At 38.1% G+C, this 18,035-nt stretch carries 9 protein-coding genes and 1 pseudogene; 5 read left to right on the forward strand and 5 right to left on the reverse strand.

The annotated features are described in order from the left end of the window. Window positions 1-290: 290 nt before the first annotated feature. Entirely contained in the window at window positions 291-3,524 is a 3,234-nt protein-coding gene (locus P4S71_RS22340; protein WP_337151549.1) for a PKD domain-containing protein, read from the reverse strand. 5 nt (window positions 3,525-3,529) lie between these two features. Beyond that, window positions 3,530-6,568, reverse strand: a complete 3,039-nt coding sequence (locus P4S71_RS22345; RefSeq protein WP_337151550.1) for a M4 family metallopeptidase — start codon at window positions 6,566-6,568, stop codon at window positions 3,530-3,532. Between the two features lie 475 nt (window positions 6,569-7,043). Between P4S71_RS22345 and P4S71_RS22350 the strand changes: the two genes are divergently transcribed. The 5 genes from P4S71_RS22350 (at window position 7,044) to P4S71_RS22370 (ending at window position 13,695) form a co-directional block, all read left to right on the forward strand. After that, window positions 7,044-8,726 carry a chloride channel protein gene (locus P4S71_RS22350; protein ID WP_007376117.1) on the forward strand — a complete coding sequence of 561 codons (1,683 nt, stop codon included), beginning with the start codon at window positions 7,044-7,046 and terminating at the stop codon, window positions 8,724-8,726. A 15-nt stretch (window positions 8,727-8,741) separates the two neighbouring features. After that, window positions 8,742-9,176: a CopD family protein gene (locus tag P4S71_RS22355; RefSeq protein WP_007376116.1), complete on the forward strand. Its 435-nt coding sequence runs from the start codon at window positions 8,742-8,744 to the stop codon at window positions 9,174-9,176. Window positions 9,177-9,343: 167 nt separating this feature from the next. Then, window positions 9,344-10,360: an aspartate carbamoyltransferase gene (locus P4S71_RS22360; RefSeq protein ID WP_007376115.1), complete on the forward strand. Its 1,017-nt coding sequence runs from the start codon at window positions 9,344-9,346 to the stop codon at window positions 10,358-10,360. Window positions 10,361-10,393: 33 nt separating this feature from the next. After that, a complete protein-coding gene (gene hemL, locus P4S71_RS22365) occupies window positions 10,394-11,674 on the forward strand; it encodes a glutamate-1-semialdehyde 2,1-aminomutase (protein WP_008133947.1) in 1,281 nt (426 codons plus the stop codon). Window positions 11,675-11,853: 179 nt separating this feature from the next. Further along, a complete protein-coding gene (locus P4S71_RS22370; protein ID WP_033023282.1) occupies window positions 11,854-13,695 on the forward strand; it encodes a methyl-accepting chemotaxis protein in 1,842 nt (613 codons plus the stop codon). Window positions 13,696-13,761: 66 nt separating this feature from the next. Here P4S71_RS22370 and mrcB read toward each other — a convergent pair. The 3 genes and pseudogenes from mrcB to P4S71_RS22385 form a co-directional block, all read right to left on the reverse strand. Continuing rightward, window positions 13,762-16,103: pseudogene (mrcB, locus tag P4S71_RS22375) on the reverse strand (penicillin-binding protein 1B). A 164-nt stretch (window positions 16,104-16,267) separates the two neighbouring features. After that, window positions 16,268-17,497: an ammonium transporter gene (locus P4S71_RS22380; protein ID WP_337151552.1), complete on the reverse strand. Its 1,230-nt coding sequence runs from the start codon at window positions 17,495-17,497 to the stop codon at window positions 16,268-16,270. Window positions 17,498-17,506: 9 nt separating this feature from the next. Continuing rightward, window positions 17,507-17,845 carry a P-II family nitrogen regulator gene (locus tag P4S71_RS22385; RefSeq protein WP_004587162.1) on the reverse strand — a complete coding sequence of 113 codons (339 nt, stop codon included), beginning with the start codon at window positions 17,843-17,845 and terminating at the stop codon, window positions 17,507-17,509. Window positions 17,846-18,035 lie beyond the last annotated feature (190 nt).

Genomic DNA, 18,035 nt, shown 5'->3' on the forward strand with positions numbered 1-18,035 from the left:
GATCTAATAGACTGATTGATTTGGATTTTAGGAGCATTTTGACTTTTCCGAATTATAATTAGTTCAATTTACGAACAATTTAATTACAACTTAAAACTTAAAACTTCTGTTAATCAATACTGCTTAGAAAGGGCTGCACATATTTGATATTTATGCGTCATGATCTCCTATTTATGGAAATAACCACACTACATATATTCTACTCAGCCTAAAAATTAAACATACTGCTAAAAAATCGATCATAACAGCTGCTATGATCGACTCCGTATTTTCAATGCTAAGCCTGTGTGCTACTTATTGAAATAGTATGATCTTTTATAAGCTATAAACATACCTAGCAAGATAAGTAGCATCGCTAATGAACCGCCACCACTACCGCTATCTGAATTAGCTTTTGCTGGAGTAATGATAGCTTTTACATTAACTTCCACCAGCTGTTCAGCTTGATCTTCACCATCAGAAACAATAAGTTTAAACACCAAAGCAGTATCTTGAGCTACGTCTGGTGCTGTAAAGTTAAGCGTATTTGTAGTTACCGAGTCTAGTTGAGTAAGGGCTCCCTGAACTTGCACCCATGAGTAGCTTAAGTCGCTAGACTCTTTGTCTGTAGCTTCAGCGATAATAACAACGTTATCACCTTCATTTACAGAATATGTACTCGCGAGTGTAATCTCTGGCAATTGGTTGATATGTAAAAACTTAACATTGTGCGTATACGTAAACTCTTCATAGCCATCATCAATAATAAGTGTAATTACACTATCAACACTTTGCGTTAATTCACCTACCGTAAGTGTCGCTATATCGAGTTCCGGTGTATTAATTGTCACGGCTTCGTTTGCAACAGACCAACTGTAGCTAAGTATATCTCCGTCAGGGTCAATTGTGCTTGATGCATCTAAATTAAACGTTTCGAGTTCATTCATTTGATCCGGTAATTCAAGCGCTAAAACAGGTGCCTGATTCAAACTTTCTTGTGCAAGTTTTGCAACTAATTCCACAAATCCATTCTTTTGACCATCTAAATCAAATTCGCCACCATCAAGTACTTCAAAAGCTGTGCATTGCGAGCATATTTCTTGATAAACATTCCCTGTTAACTTAGGCACCGTTTTCCAACCAGAGATTGAAAGTAACCTAACTTGTAAATCCGAGCTCAATAACGCGTTATCTAACTGTGGTAGAGCAATTTCAACATAATCGGCTTCATTTGCTAATTTTACGTTTAGATTAACTAAGTCACTTTTAGCTTGAAAATGTGGCTCAAAAATATCTAAATCAGATAAGTGATTTTCAAGTTGTTGCTCATCAATTGTCAAACTATGGATAACATCACTGTTGCTCAAACGAGCAATAGTGCCAACACGAATTGAATTGAACTCATTGACGCTATGGAGTACTTTACCCGATTCTAAAATACCGATATTCATTATTGATGAATTATCTAAATAATCAGGGATCCCATCTCTGTCAGCGTCACTCATACCCTCTTCTATATCGGGAATACCATCACCATCAGTATCTATTAGTGGATCATTAAATACTACTTCATCAATAACAGGGATTGTTTGTGTAGTTGTCGCAACAACATCATCGTTTATCGTCGCTGAAAATGACAACTCAAATACATCCGAGCTAATACTTTTTGAATCAAAAGTCATTTCCCAACTCGTATCACTCAGCCTATAAAAATCTAAGTCACTGCCAGTGTTTTCGTTCAGCTGCGCGTATTCAGGTGTAGTCCCCATTAACTTTACAACCACTGAAGTAGGCGAGTTACTTCGCTCTATCGATGTTACTACTTTATTATTTTGTTTATAAAGTAAAGAAATATAAGGCTCAATCAACTCATCATGAAATAAAATTTTGCTTTGAGCTTTGTCGGTAACAAAAACGCTATAATTAGGCTCAAGCTCTAGCTGGGTTGAATTACCAATGAAGCTAGGATCTAGTTCAACTTCAATAGAGCCAGATTCATCTATACTAAATGATTTATAATTATTACCTGCTCGTAACTGAAAGCGAGCATAGCCTGTAGGGCTTTCGCCTGATATGTAAAGTTTAACAACTATTTTATGAATCGAATCAGAAAGCGTAAATGGTTGAATCGCGATCTCTGGGTATATTTGCACATTCACAACCCCGGATGCTTTATTTCCAGCTCCATCTTCAGCCGTAACAGCAACGTTAACTAAACCAGTACGAAAAACAAAATCATTATCTATTGTTACTGAACTCAGACCAGATACATTCTCACGAATGACATAACCGTTTAGTAGCTCATTTTTAATTCCATCAATTGTATTACCATAAAAATGAAGTGTACTATTTGCTTCAAAAGTCGGTGCAACGGTGTCAACAATGAAGACGGTTTGCACAGCTTGAGTTTCATTCCCAGCCCTATCACGCGCAATCCATGTAACTTGATGTTCACCTACATCAAACCTGCTTCCATTCGAAATGTAAACCTCTGGCGTAAAATAGCCATTGTCCACTACATCGGGTCTATAGAGATCAAGCAAATATGTGTATTCACGTTCAGCCTCAATCGTAACAGCGGATAAATCTGTAAAAGTAGGAGCTTGGTTCTCACCCTGAGTAGGGTCTGTTGGGGCACTATCTTCATTATCAATAACACCATCGCTGTCTGTGTCATTTGATTGAGGGTTTGTATTTAACTCAAACTCGATTAAATTAGTTAAGCCGTCGTAATCGTTATCATTGGATGCATCATAGCTATCAAGTACATTTAAACCATGCTCAAACTCCCAGTAATCGGGAATGCCATCATTATCGGTGTCTAGCGTCGGATCAACTTCAGAAATCCATTGCAATTGGTCTACAGCTAAAGCGAATTGTATATCGTGGTTTGGAATAAATGAGACTTTAATTATATTGAAACCGGCATTAATCGGAATTAGAAGTCTTGATTCATTAGTGAATAAATCGAGCTTATTACCATTGACAATAACTGCAAAGACGCCAGAGTAAGAGTAAGAATAATCTAAATTCAAATAGCCTTGTTCAAACACACCAGCGAGTGCAAACCCAACTTGCTCACCTTGTTTTACGTCTATGATTGAAATGCTTTGAGCGCCGTCAGTAAACCAATTTTGATAAGCACTCCACTCCTTTTGACTATTCGCAAGGGGTGTTAAATAACTTGGTAATGAATTACCTTCAAAACTTTCACTTAAATTAGAGAATGTCGAAGGAATTGATTGTGAACTATCTGCTCGACTTTGTGCATAAAACTCTTGGTAATTTGAGTAACCATCATTATCGGTGTCGAGTAATGCATCCGTTGAATCTAGAGGTAATAATCCATTATCTACTTCGTAACCATCACTTAGCTCATCGTTATCTGTATCACCAAGATTAGGGTTTGTGCCTAATTCATACTCTTGCAAAGCACTTAAACCATCGTTATCTAAATCTAATTGCGCATCAGTACTGTCAAGGCGATCTAAAGCATATTTGACCTCCCAAACATCGGGTAACAGATCACCGTCTGAATCACGCATATCATCTAATGGTAAATATACAAAATTATCAATCCATACAGTATCCTGACCATAACTAGCAGAGCCGTCTTTACTATATTTGAAGCTAATATTTTGAACCCCTCTTCAATCTCTAACAGCAGTGGGCCTTCTTTTAAAGAGGAATCTGATGCAAATATTCGTTGTTCATTTACATACACATGTAAATTATCACAGCAACTTTCAGATTCTATTTTAAAATCAAACAGTAAGTAACCCGACTTAAATAACCCCGTCACATCAAATTGGCTAATTTCATTATCAGATAATACTCCTGACCGAATACTTTGCGCACCATCAGTCGCAAAAGTTGTATCAATATACCATGGTGAATTACTCTGTTCATTATCCACTAGCCATGATGGTAGTTCGCTGCCTTCAAATGAATCCGTAATATCTAAATGCAAAGGGAAAGAGCTTATATCTTGTGGGTTTGTACCACTTATAAATTCGATTAAATTACTAAAACCATCGCCATCGTGATCGCTCGTCGCATCACTAGGATCTGTTAGAGATAAACCGTTGTAAAACTCCCAACCGTCCGGCATTTTATCGCCATCAGTATCTGCGTTATTCGGTAAGCCTTGGTTTTCAAATTCCTGTAAATTTGACAGCCCGTCTTCATCATTATCGAGTAATGCATCACTTGAGTCATTAATATTTAAACCGTGTTGCAATTCCCAATAATCAGCGATACCGTCTGCGTCAATGTCAGAAAACTCGTCGCCAATATAAATATTATCTATAAATACGGCATCTGAATCAGTTGATACGGACATATCTTTACTGTAAACAAAAGTTAACTTATTCAAACCAGCAGAAATTGGATGAGTAAATGTTTCCCATTGCAGTGAAACACCTGATTTATTTAAAACCAATTCATCGTTAATATAAACAGTGAAAAAATCAAAGTTTTCTTCTGAATTAATGTTGTAGTTAAAGTTTAAAAATTTGTCACTATCAATAAGTACTGAATATTCAACACTCGTTTGCTGGGAGTCGCCTATATCATTATTAGTTAATACAAAACTATTGGTCTCAACATCCTGCACTACTAACCAAGGAGTACTAGGTACAGATGAAATAAAGTTTTCTGGTACAAGTCCGTCATCAAAATTTATCGTGGTAGTGGATGGAACATCTGGTGTTGAGCTAGCATCAGATGGGTCAGAACCGGCTAAATATTCAATCAGGTTGCTTATTCCATCCCCATCTAAATCTAGTTGGCTATCACTCCCATCTAACGGATTAAGCTGATATGTAAGCTCCCAGTTGTCAGGCATCGTATCTAAATCTGAATCTGAACTTATAGGATTAGTATTGTGTTCATTTAATTCAGCAAAATCAGTTAACGTATCCCCATCGGAATCTTCGTTGTTAGGAAGAGTATTTGCATTGTATTCTTCCAAATTAGTTAGACCATCATTATCTAAATCAAGATCTGCATCACCTGCTGAGCTGGGGTCTAAATTGTAAACACGCTCCCAGTTATCATCCATTCCATCTAAATCACTATCGATGAACTGAATGTTATTACAGATAACACCAACAGCATTAAATGCATTAACAACATCACCTGCATTGTAGCGAAGGTCTATTGCTGTATTTATTGCACCACATGCGGCATCAATATAATCCGATGAAGAAATCCAATAGTTTTGATTGGCTTTAAGCATAATTTCAAATGCTTTTTTTGGATCCCAACCTTCACTTGTCGCTAGTAAGAAAAAAGCACGATTAAATACGCCACTACTAAAGTGCACATCCATTCCGTAGTAAAAATCATTAGCATGATCAATAGAGACACCATCATTAGAAGGTGTTTCAAAGTAACGTAAAGCAGTCGCTTGTTTCGTTATATCTGCGCCAGATAACCAATCAGTCTCGCCTCGAACAAAAAACTCAGCTGTTTCTCCTGCCATATCAGAAAATGACTCATTAATACCACCCGACTGATCAAAATACATCAAGTCTGAATTTTGATTTGTGAAACCATGGCTTACTTCATGAGAAACAATATCTAATGACACTAAAGGGTGAAATCGATCTGCCCCATCGCCAAATGTCATCGCATAGCCATTCCAAGTGGCATTTTCCCAGCCATTATCTTGATGAACACGCATTAACAATTTAAATGTTAATGGGGCCGTATTATACCATTGCTCATACATATCAAAAACAGCGGTACCAAACGCGTGCGCATCATTCAAAGGAGAATATGCACCATTTATTTCTTTATGAGTATTTCTATCACAAAGGAACGAAAATGCATCGACAGGTTCTTGGCCTGACTCCATTGTCACTGTCTTTACTTTGTCGTTTTCTAAAAAGCATGCTGTGCCATTTTGAGTAACTTCTAGCGCAGGGAAATCTGTCCCATATTCATACTGGCCAGTCTTCGTATTACCACCAGGTCCTGAAGCTTGCGCTTGTTGAATATTATTCCATACTTTAATTAGAGAATAATCTGACTCATCAATTAACGCTGCTGGTTGGCTCTCCAATGACTGATCATTAACAAGCAATTCTATAAGTCGAACATAGCGCGCTTTACCATTATTTATGTAGATGTAACGATCATTACTCGTGATATCAAAACGCGAAGCTATATTTAGTTTTGACTTTGCTAATATTGCTTTAGCAGCATCTTCAGGCTTGAACTGATTATTTATTGTTTTTTTAAGCTGTTCATCGCTGATGTTCTTAGCAAAAAAACCACTGATATGGTTTGTTTTATTTTGTACACTAATTTGCTGCCCCCAAATAGGAACCCCAGCGTAATACTGTTGCATCTTTTTAGATTTTTTAGAGCCATTAATCCCTTTAGATAACATACTGCTATTTTTTGATATTTCAGAGAAATAAACTGGATTTATATTTTTTGAATTGCTTGTAGATGAATTATTAAGAAGTGCCGTCAATTCCACTTTATTTACAGGTGTAATTCTTTCAACAACAGCGCTATGGGCTACCATCGAGTTAAAAACACATAACGCAGTAATCCCTGCAGTTAGTCCTTTATACATAAATTTCCTATGCTTAACGCATTATAATTAGTTGTTAATACCTTATATTAACAAAAGTAAACCATTTAAAAAATAAAAACGACTCATTTTAAGTTTATAAATAGTATCAACGAACACCACCATAAATATTAAAACTAATTTAACCTGAGTACTGTTCAAGTGACACACTAAAAAATTGAATTATATAATATTTTAATTTATTTTCCCTAGCCAGAGACTTTCATTGCGAGTAGATTCTACGCAGTCAGTGCTAAAAGTAACCGCTTGAGATAGATTTATTATCCAAAGTGCAGGTTAATTTACATGTCAAAATATTTTTTCAGGCAAATTTTTGAAGGAAATAAAGTTAATTTAGTAGCAACTTCCTTATCAGTTATGTGAATCTATTTATGTTATTAATTTTACAAAATCACAAGGACTTAGTGGTTAGCATTTGCTAAACTGCTCGCTGAAAAATATGACGAGGAAATAATGCATGTGGCTTGAGCAACTCAGGCGTCGGCTGGCAAAACCTAAAACATCTGTACAATTATGCTTATTAGGCGTAGTTGCCGGATTGATTGCTGCATTTTTTATTATTTTATTTCGTTTAACTATTTTATTTTTCCAAAGCTTATTTTTAGAAACCCCTGACGACTTTACTACCCTACCCACTCTTGAACGTGTTTTAATGCCGCTAATAGCCGCACTATTAATTGCGTGTTTTGCTGCGTTTACTGGCTTTAAACATTACCGTTTAGGCATTCCTTTTGTTATTCACCGTATTAAGCGCCATTACGGACAAATGCCTCTTTATAATACGGTAAATCAGTTTGTTGGTGGTGCATTAGCACTTATAAGTGGTTTTTCGGTCGGCCGCGAAGGCCCTTCTGTTCATATGGGCGCCACTGGTGCAAGCATTTTAGCCGACAAGCTCCACTTACCTCATAACGCGATGCGTACATTAACGGGTTGTGGTGTTGCAGCTGGGATTGCTGCTTCATTTAATACCCCACTGGCAGCCGTTATCTTCGTAATGGAAGTAGTACTTAGGGAATATAAAGTACATATATTTGTGCCCATTATGCTTGCTGCGGTTACCGGTGCACTCGCTACTCAATTTGTTTTTGGTGAAGGCTCTGAACTTGCTCTTATTACAATAGCGCCACTTAGCGGTTGGCACTACCCATATTTAATATTGTGCGGCATGGCACTCGGTGCAATTGCATTTAGCTTTAATCAAAATTTAATGTTAATTATTAAAACATTTAAGCCTTTGAGTATGTTCCCTCGCCTATTGATTGCAGGCTGTATTGCCAGTTTAATTGCATACGCAGTACCACAAGCAATGGGGTCAGGTATGAGTGCAATTACCATTGCGGTAGAATCCCCTGAGAACGTAAAATTACTTACCACCATTTTAATTGCCAAATTACTTGCCACTTTATTTGCGATTGGTTTGGGTATTCCTGGTGGGTTAATTGGCCCAGTGATCGGACTTGGCGTATTAATTGGTACTCTTATGGCCTTTTGCGCACAATTTATTAGTCCTGGAACTGATATAGCAGGTACTTATGGGGTTTTAGGAATGGCGGGATTAATGGCTGCAACGTTGCATGCCCCATTAGCTGCTTTAACAACCGTTATGGAGCTAACATCATCGCCTGAGATTATTGTGCCTGCCATGCTTGTTATAACGACAGCCTATGTAACTGCATTACAATTTTTTGGAAATCGCTCCATATTTTTACAGCAATTAGATTTTCAGGGACTTCCCTATCATGTATCTCCAGCCACAGAAGCGCTACAAAAAGTAGGGATAATGGATGACATGGACGAAAATTTCAAATTGCTATATTCAGATGATAAAGAGCAAATAAAAAATACCCTTGATGCTATGGATAGCCAAACACCACTTATTGTATTTGATGAGGAGAATGGCTACAGGCTTGCTGAATACGATTTAAGTCTAATGTCTGATCAGGCCATCAATTTAAACTACATTAGCCTGCAGGGAATTAGTAGCCAAGCAACACTAGCCGATGCATTCGATATGTTAAAAGACAAAAGAAGTGGCGCACTGTACGTTTACAACCTTTTAGATAATCAACAAATTATGGGGCTTTTACGTTGGGACCAAATTCATCATATTTTGACCATTCGTAACAGCTTACTTTAAACAATAAGGATTATTATGAGCGCATTATTGATTTATAAAACACTCCACATATTTTTTATGATTGCGTGGTTTGCCGGTATTTTTTACTTACCTCGATTATTTGTATATCACGCCATGAGCGAAGAAAAGTCGTGTAACTCTATGCTTAAAGTTATGGAGCGCAGACTACTTTATTTTGTCACCCCATTTGCTGTTTTAACGGCTGTATTTGGAGTACTAACCATTGTTGAGTATGGTCGTGATTGGTTTAGATACAGCATGTGGCTACATTACAAACTTGTACTCGTTATTATTTTGTATATATACCACGGCTACTGTTTTAAATTATTGAGCGACTTTAAGCATGACCGAAATACTAAAACGGATCGTTTTTACCGAATTTTTAACGAGCTACCTGTTATTGCGCTACTCATAATTGTGGCATTAGCAGTAATAAAGCCTAGCTTGTGAAAACCTCTGGCTAGAGATGAATAAATTTAAATATTATTTATCAATGCATTAGTGAGCAACCCAACCAAAGTTCAGGTTAAGTCACATTTTAATTTTGTTTTAATACGCGCGATTGCGTGCCCCATTTTTGGATTATCGCGCCCTTTTGAAAAACTAGGAATAACCCCATGTTAAGTTTCCAAGGTGAAAATATACTGTCTGTTAGTCAACTAGACAGGGACTGTATTGAACGCATTTTTGCAGTTGCTAAAAAAATGGAGCCTTATGCTAAAAAACAAAAACGTACCAACGTACTTGAAGGTGCTATTTTAGCTAACTTGTTTTTTGAGCCAAGCACACGAACACGTGTAAGCTTTGGTACAGCCTTTAACTTACTCGGTGGTTTAGTTCGTGAAACAACCGGTATGCAAAGCTCAGCCCTTGCAAAAGGGGAATCACTTTACGATACCGCACGTGTTATTTCAGCTTATGCTGATGCTGTCGCTATGCGTCACCCAGATTCAGGTTCGGTCAGTGAGTTTGCTACGGGCTGTAGCGTACCAGTAATTAATGGTGGCGATGGCCCAAATGAGCACCCCACTCAAGCCTTACTTGACTTACTCACTATTGAACGTGAACTCAGCCGTTTTGATCAAAACATTGATGGTATGCATATAGCCTTAGTGGGCGATTTAAAATATGGTCGCACCGTACACTCGCTTTCAAAACTATTGTGCCATTATAAAAATGTAAAATTTTCGATGGTTGCTCCCGATGGCTTACAAATGCCTGACTACATCTTAGACGCAGTAGATAACGCGGGTCACAAAATTGAATTGGTAGACAAGATGGAAGGCAATTTAGCGGCCGACATCGTTTATCAAACACGTATTCAAGAAGAACGCTTTCCTTCACAAGAAGAAGCAAATAAATACCGAGGTGGATTTAGAATTAGCCAATCAATTTACAGTGCACACTGTAAACCTAACTCTGTTCTTATGCATCCACTTCCGCGTGACAGTCGTATTGAAGCCAACGAGCTCGATAATGACTTAAACGCTAACGACAATTTAGCTATATTTCGCCAAGTACAAAATGGTGTATTAATTCGTATGGCACTGTTTGCTTTAACACTCGGCGTAGAAAACAAAGTTGAGAAGTATGAAGTAGACGTACCTTGGTTTAGCCGCAAACGCGATAGCTAAGCCCCTTTTAAGTGACAATTTATAGGATTTTTCATGACAATTAGCCAAGACTTATTTGAACGCGCTCAAGCCTCTATTCCAGGTGGCGTAAATTCGCCAGTTCGTGCTTTTAATGGTGTAGGCGGTACGCCGCTATTTATTACAAAAGCAGAAGGTGCGTTTACATTTGACGCTGATGGTAATCGTTACATTGATTACGTTGGCTCTTGGGGGCCAATGATTATGGGGCATAACCACCCTGCGATTAAACAAGCCGTTCACGAAGCAGTAGAAAACGGCCTCAGTTATGGCGCGCCAACTGAAGCCGAAATTTTAATGGCTGAAAAAGTAAAAGAGCTAGTCCCATCAATCGAAAAAGTGCGTATGGTCAGCTCAGGTACTGAAGCAACTATGAGTGCAATTCGTTTGGCACGTGGTTTTACGGGTCGCGATAAAATATTAAAGTTTGAAGGGTGTTACCACGGCCATGCAGATTCGTTATTAGTTAAAGCAGGCTCTGGTGCACTAACAATGGGCGTACCGAACTCTCCAGGTATTCCAGAAGACTTTGCAAAGCATACGCTTACGGTATCGTTTAATAACTTAGATGAAGTAAAGGCTATTTTTGCAAAATACGCAGACGAAATTGCTTGTATTATTGTAGAGCCAGTAGCCGGTAACATGAACTGCATACCACCTGTGCCAGGCTTTTTAGAAGGTTTACGCGATGTGTGTGACGAATATAAATCAGTACTTATTTTTGATGAAGTAATGACGGGTTTTCGAGTGGCACTTGGCGGCGCACAAGCTTATTACAACATTAAACCAGATCTTACATGTCTAGGTAAAGTTATTGGCGGCGGCATGCCCGTTGGCGCGTTTGGTGGTAAAACCGAAATAATGGATTACATTGCACCTGTTGGCCCTGTATATCAAGCGGGCACTCTTTCTGGTAACCCTATCGCAATGGCTGCTGGTTTAAAATCACTGGAGCTATTAAGTGAGCCAGGCCTGCACGATAAGCTAGAAGCAATTTCAAAAGCAATTTGTGAAGGATTTGAAGCAGGCGCTAAAAAAGCAGGTATTGCGTTAACGACTAATTACGCAGGCGGGATGTATGGATTCTTTTTTACCGATGCGGAAAAAGTAACAACCTACAAACAAGCAACTGAATGTGACTTAGAGCGTTTTAAACGTTTTTTCCACCTTATGCTTGAAGAAGGTGTTTACTTAGCACCATCTGCGTTTGAGGCCGGTTTTGTATGTGCTGCACACTCTGTTCAGGAAGTAAAAGAGACCATCGCAGCTGCCGAACGCTCATTTGCCAAACTGTAACTTAAAAATTACTTTTGTATTAATTAAACGCCTGTTTTTAATACGTATAATTAATATAAATGATTAAAAAAAGCCCAAAAGGGCTTTTTTTATTTGTAAAGTAATTTAAATGAATGATAATTAACCTTAACAAGGTCTAGTTAGCATTAATTCCCTATTCAATAATACAAGAGAGTCTTATGTCAGGATTACGACAATTCACAGCACCTGCCACCAGGCTAATGGCTAATTTAAAGTACAAAACAAAAATTAGCCTTACATTTGGTATATTGTTAGTTCCTCTTGCTATTAGTTTGTTTTTTCTAGTGTCGCTATTAAGTGATAGCATTAACGTATCTAAAATGCAGCAGCAAGGCTTAAAAGGTTATCAAGCCATACTTAATAATCAAATGCTTGGAACAAGCAGTAAAAATATAAAAGTTGCTCGCGAACTAGGCTTCACAATAAAAGATGGTCAAGCTGATGATGTGCTAGAACTTGTTTCAATTGAGTCTAATTTAGCACTTGATAGCCAACTTGCCAGTGCTTATGTAAATCGCGCATTAGTCACCCCGATCCCTGCACTTATAATGCAAATAAATTTAACGACCGAAAGCGCAAATACAGTACTAACCAGTAACAGATTTACACCCGATACATTTATTGCTCTCTCCAATCTTAGTAAGTCATTGCCTCTGTATGAAAAGCAATTAGAAAAAACTTTAACCGTAGCAACTGCAGCAGACAAATCAGTTAGTAAAATACTTACCCCTGCTCTACAGCAACTACAAGAAACTGTGTATGCATTCAAAAATGCGATAGACAAAAAGTTACTTGAGCCAGATGATATAGAACTAAGTAAAAGTAAATTTGAACAGCTAACAAATGATGTTAATAACAGTATCAGTACATTGATAAATAAGAGTATTCCAACTCTAGAATCTTTAGTTGAAAATAAACTGAAAACGCAACAATGGACACGTAACATTGTATTAGCTGCTTCAGTTTGTAGCTTAATTTTTGCCTTTTATTTAATGGTCGGCTTCTACTTTGCTGTGGTTGATACTATAAACCGCTTCGCTGAAGCCGCAAATAAAGCTGCTAATGGGGATTTAAAAGCAATTCTTCACTCAACTGGTAGTGATGAAATGAGTATTATTGCTTCGAGATATAATGCTTTGTTAAATGCATTCTCGCATTTATTGTCAGATGTAAAGGCAAGTACGGTAGAACTGTGTGATGCCACAAAATCACTATCGCATGCAAGTAGCCAAACAAGTGACGATGTTACTAAACAACAAACACGTGTAAATGCTATCCATAATGCTTTAAGTGATATGGCACAAACTGCACATACTGTTGAAGAGTCAGCTCACCAAGCGACACTGACAGCTCAAGATGCCGCTTCACATGTAAAACAAGGCTCAGACAATACAATGGAGCTGGCTAAATATATGCAAGACTTGCAAATTGAATTTGCAGAAAGCCAGCAAGCACTCGACAGATTAGCGCAAGATAGCCAAGAAATAAGTAAAGTAAGTAAAGGGATTAGTGAAATCGCCGATCAAACTAATTTATTAGCCCTTAATGCCGCTATTGAAGCAGCTAGAGCTGGTGAACATGGTCGAGGATTTGCTGTTGTAGCTGATGAAGTAAGAACCTTAGCGCAGCGCACACAAACACAAACCCAAGAAATTCATCAAATTATTAGCTCATTGCAACAAGCTTCTGACGACACACAACAGAAAATGCGTTCAAGTGTTGAGAAGATGGAACAATCAGTAAAAGCAGCCAACCAAACCAACGAAGTATTGCAAAGTGCAGAACAAAGCATGGGTGATATTAAACATCAGGGCGAAGTTATTGCAGAACGAGTTAAACAGCAATCAAATGCTACAACACAAGCATTAAATGACTCGCAAGCGGTCAGTAACTTAGCGGATCAAACCTTGATCTCGGCACAATCAACACTTCAGGATGCCCAGCAGTTAAGCCGTTTATCTAATGACCTAACTAAGTCTATGAGCTTTTTTAAATCATAATTAATTGACTTTAATTCACAACAAAGCCGCTAAATAAGCGGCTTTGTTGTTTAAGGTAGTCTTAGATTAACGAATGCATTGTGGTCTTGGCTCAAACTCACTCGCTCTAAGCGGTAGCTGAATCACCTTGCCACATCCTGGTGGCGCTTGCTTACCCGTTTGCTCATTTACAAATGCCCAGCGTATTGATGGCGGACGAGTATCAGCTATTGCTTGTGGGTTAAGTGGCTTTAGGTAACGTATATAGGCTTCAAGCGCTCCCACACTGCCTGTTAACCCCGTACTTTTGTTGTCGTCTCGACCAAGCCACGCAACAGTCACTGTATTTTGATCAAAGCCTGCAAACCAGCTATCACGTAAATCATTACTGGTTCCAGTTTTACCTGCTAGTTGAATTGACGGGAAGTGTAAATTTAAGCGTTTAGCTGTGCCGTCTTTCGTTACGCGCTTCATTGCGTACTTAGTCATATACATTGCTGATTTATCAAAACGAGGCTCTGCATTTACTTTATGCTTATAAAGTACTTTACCAACCGAGTCAGTTAATGCCGAAATTGCAGTGAGCTTTTTATATTCGCCATCAGCAGCAATTGTTGTATAAAGCTGAGCGACTTCAAGACTCGACATTTCAACAGCTCCTAAAAGCAGAGACGGGTATTCGTCTATAGACCCGGTAGCACCTAACCCTTTTAATGTTTTTGCCACTTGATCAACACCTACATCAAGCCCTAAATTTACTGCAGGAATATTAATACTGTTACTAAATGCTTTGTAAAGAGGCATTGCACCACGGTATTGATGATCAAAGTTCTCAGGCTGCCACACTTTCCCTTGCTCATTTGTTACTTGCAACGGTGAATCATCAAGCAGTGTTGATAAATTATAATGTGGTAACTGAAGCGCCGTTAAATACACGGCTGGTTTAACTAACGAGCCTATATTACGTTTTGTATCTAAAACACGATTAAACCCTGAGTAACGTACATCGCGCCCAGCAACAAGTGCCGATACACCGCCTTTTTCGACATTAACTGAAATCATGGCGGCTTCTAATTTTTCAGTTTTTGGGCGTTTTTCTAAATACGGTAAGCTCTTTTCAATAGATTCTTCCATTGCTGTTTGTTTTTGTAGATCAAAATAGGTAAACACCCTAACACCTGCATCTAGTGTTTGTTGATCTGGCAACAATTTATTTAGCTCCCTGTTTACTAACTCTAAATAGCCCGGATAGGATTTTTGCAAACTAGCTTTCATTGGTGCAATATCAATTGGACGTTTAAGTGATGCGCGATATTCTTTTGTACTAAGCAGTTTACTTTCAACCATAAGGCGAAGTACTAAATCACGGCGCTCCATTGTGCGCTCTTTGTAACGACGAGGATTATAATAAGAAGGGCCTTTAACCATTGCCACTAGCAGAGCAATTTGATCGTACTCAAGCTCGTCTACGGGCTTAGAAAAGTAGAAGTCTGAAGCTAATCCCATCCCATGAACACCTTGGTTGTATGACTGCCCTAAATAGACTTCATTTAAATAAGCTTCAAGAATCTGATCTTTTGAATAACGATAATCTAAAATAAGTGCAATGAATGCCTCATTTATTTTTCGCATTAAAGAACGCTCACGCGTTAGGTAAATATTTTTAGCTAACTGCTGGGTAAGTGTGCTACCTCCTTGCACTGTACGCCCAGCTCTAATATTAGTATAAAGTGCACGTAAAATAGAAAAAACAGATACACCATGGTGTTCATAAAAATTACGATCTTCAACAACGAGTAAAGTATCTTTTAACATTGCCGGAAACTTATCCAATGGCACAAATTCTCTATCTTGTTTAGAATCGTTACCAATGCGAGCTATTTGCACCGGTTCTAAGCGAGCACTATTTAAACGCCTACCAAACTTATCTTTAATAGTAGCCACTTTTTGCCCTGAAAAACGAAGTTCAATAATATGGGACTCTTCAAGGCCATCATAAAACTCAAAATCACGACGATAAATTTTGATGCTATTCGCAGTCTTAACAAACTGCCCTGTTCGACTCAACCTATTAACTGATGAGTAATTTAAACGCTCTAGCTCAAACACTACTTCCTGACTTGATAAAAACTGCCCCGGATAAAACGCCATTGAACGAGCATAAACCTGCGCTGGTAACTGCCATTTATTACCTTCAAATATACGTGTTGTTTTTGAATCTAAATAAATTAAATACATTGCCATAGCAATGAAAACAGCCAAGCTTAATTTCCAAAACACTGACCATGTTTTTCGCATAAAAGAGCGCTTAACAGTGGATTTAACTGTTTTTTTACGCCCCTTTGAGGTGCTTTTTTTGTTGTGCTTGATGATTTTCTTGCACGTTTAACTGCAGGTTTGCTGGTAGGTGTTTTGTTATTGTCGGCCATTTAAGTGTAATTTATTCCAAGGGTTATTCACGAGTGTGAGCTTAGCATATTGGGCATACCCTAACATCCGAAAAGTTAACCCCCTGAAACAAAAAAAGCCCTACCGAAGTAGGGCTTTGTGTAAACACACTATTATTTAAATAAACTATTATTTAAATAAACTATTAGCTATTTCGAACAGAAACAAACTCTGGGTAGGCTTCAATTCCACAATCGTGTTGATCCATACCATTTAACTCTTCTTCTTCAGTTACTCGTATACCCATTGTTTTGTTAAGCACTGTCCAAACAATAAATGATGCTACAAATACAAAGGCAAGAATACACACTAAACCAATTAACTGATTAACAAAGCTTGCATCACCATTGGTTAGCGGCACTAACATAATACCTAATGCACCACATACACCGTGTACAGAGATAGCACCGACTGGATCGTCAATCTTAACTTTATCAAGTACTATAATGCTAAACACAACTAATGAGCCACCAAGTAAACCTAGTAAACATGCCATTAATGGAGAAGGTGAAAGTGGGTCAGCAGTAATTACAACTAAACCTGCTAATGCACCGTTTAATACCATGGTTAAATCTGATTTACCCCAAAGTATCTTACACACAAACAGTGCAGCAATAGCACCCATTGCAGCTGCAGCATTAGTATTAAGTAATATTTGACCTACCGCAGTTGCGTTTTCTTTATCCGAAAGTAGTAATTGAGAACCACCGTTAAAGCCAAACCAACCCATCCATAAAATAAATGTACCGAGTGTAGCAAGTGGTAAGTTTGAGCCTGGAATTGGGTATATTTCACCGTTTTTACCATATTTTCCTTTACGAGCACCTAGGATTAATACACCAGCTAGTGCAGCAGCTGCACCTGCGCCATGTACAATTGCAGAACCTGCAAAATCTACAAAGCCCATTTCAGATAAGAAACCACCACCCCATGTCCAGTAACCTTCAATAGGGTAAATAAAACCAGTTAGTACTACAGCAAAGCCAAGGAAAGCCCATAGCTTCATACGCTCAGCAACTGCACCCGATACAATCGACATAGCCGTTGCAACAAATACTACTTGGAAGAAAAAGTCAGATTCTAAAGAATGGTCAGCATCAGCAGCTTGTGTGCCAATTAAAGCGCCTATTGAAGGAATAAAACCACCTTCGGCATTGTCTACATACATAATGTTGTAGCCAACTAATAAAAACATCGTACATGCAATTGAATACAGCGCGACATTTTTAGTTAAAATTTCAGCTGTGTTTTTAGAGCGAACTAAGCCCGCTTCTAACATGGCAAAACCTGCTGCCATCCACATTACTAATATACCTGATATTAAAAAATAGAAGGTATCGAGTGAAAACTTTAGTTCTATTATTGTATTTTCCATGAGACCTCCTTAAATTGCTTCTTCGTCAAGTTCGCCAGTACGGATACGGACAATTTGATCTAAGTCGTATACAAAAATCTTACCATCACCGATTTTACCTGTTGATGCAATTTTAGTAATTGCTTCTACAACACGCTGACAATTCTCAGTACGAGTCGCAATTTCAAGTTTAATTTTTGGAATAAAATCTACTTGGTATTCAGCTCCACGATACAATTCTGTATGACCTCGTTGACGCCCAAAACCTTTAACATCAACTACTGTCATTCCTTCAATCCCTAAATCAGCGAGTGCTTCACGCACATCATCTAACTTAAATGGTTTTATGATTGCACTAATCATTTTCATAGCGGCCCCCTCGGACTCTTTATTGTTATCCTGTTAGCCAATACAATCCAACCTTTGTGCCACTATTTTATAGTATTATTAAACAATAACTTAACTACAAAACCCAAAAAAAGACAAAAAAAACGCACCATTTAGGTGCGTTTTTTTAACAAGCCAGCTACATTGGTGCATTAGATGATTCTGCACCAAT

Origin of the sequence: Pseudoalteromonas sp. B62 (assembly GCF_037162565.1) — a bacterium.
GTDB lineage: Bacteria > Pseudomonadota > Gammaproteobacteria > Enterobacterales > Alteromonadaceae > Pseudoalteromonas > Pseudoalteromonas fuliginea.

What these genes read in the sequence shown, in the direction of transcription:
- hemL (WP_008133947.1), top strand. Translation starts at nt 10,394, where the DNA reads ATGACAATTAGCCAAGACTTATTTGAACGCGCTCAAGCCTCTATTCCA.
- P4S71_RS22370 (WP_033023282.1), top strand. Translation starts at nt 11,854, where the DNA reads ATGTCAGGATTACGACAATTCACAGCACCTGCCACCAGGCTAATGGCT.
- P4S71_RS22345 (WP_337151550.1), bottom strand. Translation starts at nt 6,568, where the DNA reads ATGTATAAAGGACTAACTGCAGGGATTACTGCGTTATGTGTTTTTAAC.
- P4S71_RS22350 (WP_007376117.1), top strand. Translation starts at nt 7,044, where the DNA reads ATGTGGCTTGAGCAACTCAGGCGTCGGCTGGCAAAACCTAAAACATCT.
- P4S71_RS22380 (WP_337151552.1), bottom strand. Translation starts at nt 17,497, where the DNA reads ATGGAAAATACAATAATAGAACTAAAGTTTTCACTCGATACCTTCTAT.
- P4S71_RS22340 (WP_337151549.1), bottom strand. Translation starts at nt 3,524, where the DNA reads ATGCGTGATTCAGACGGTGATCTGTTACCCGATGTTTGGGAGGTCAAA.
- P4S71_RS22360 (WP_007376115.1), top strand. Translation starts at nt 9,344, where the DNA reads ATGTTAAGTTTCCAAGGTGAAAATATACTGTCTGTTAGTCAACTAGAC.
- P4S71_RS22355 (WP_007376116.1), top strand. Translation starts at nt 8,742, where the DNA reads ATGAGCGCATTATTGATTTATAAAACACTCCACATATTTTTTATGATT.
- P4S71_RS22385 (WP_004587162.1), bottom strand. Translation starts at nt 17,845, where the DNA reads ATGAAAATGATTAGTGCAATCATAAAACCATTTAAGTTAGATGATGTG.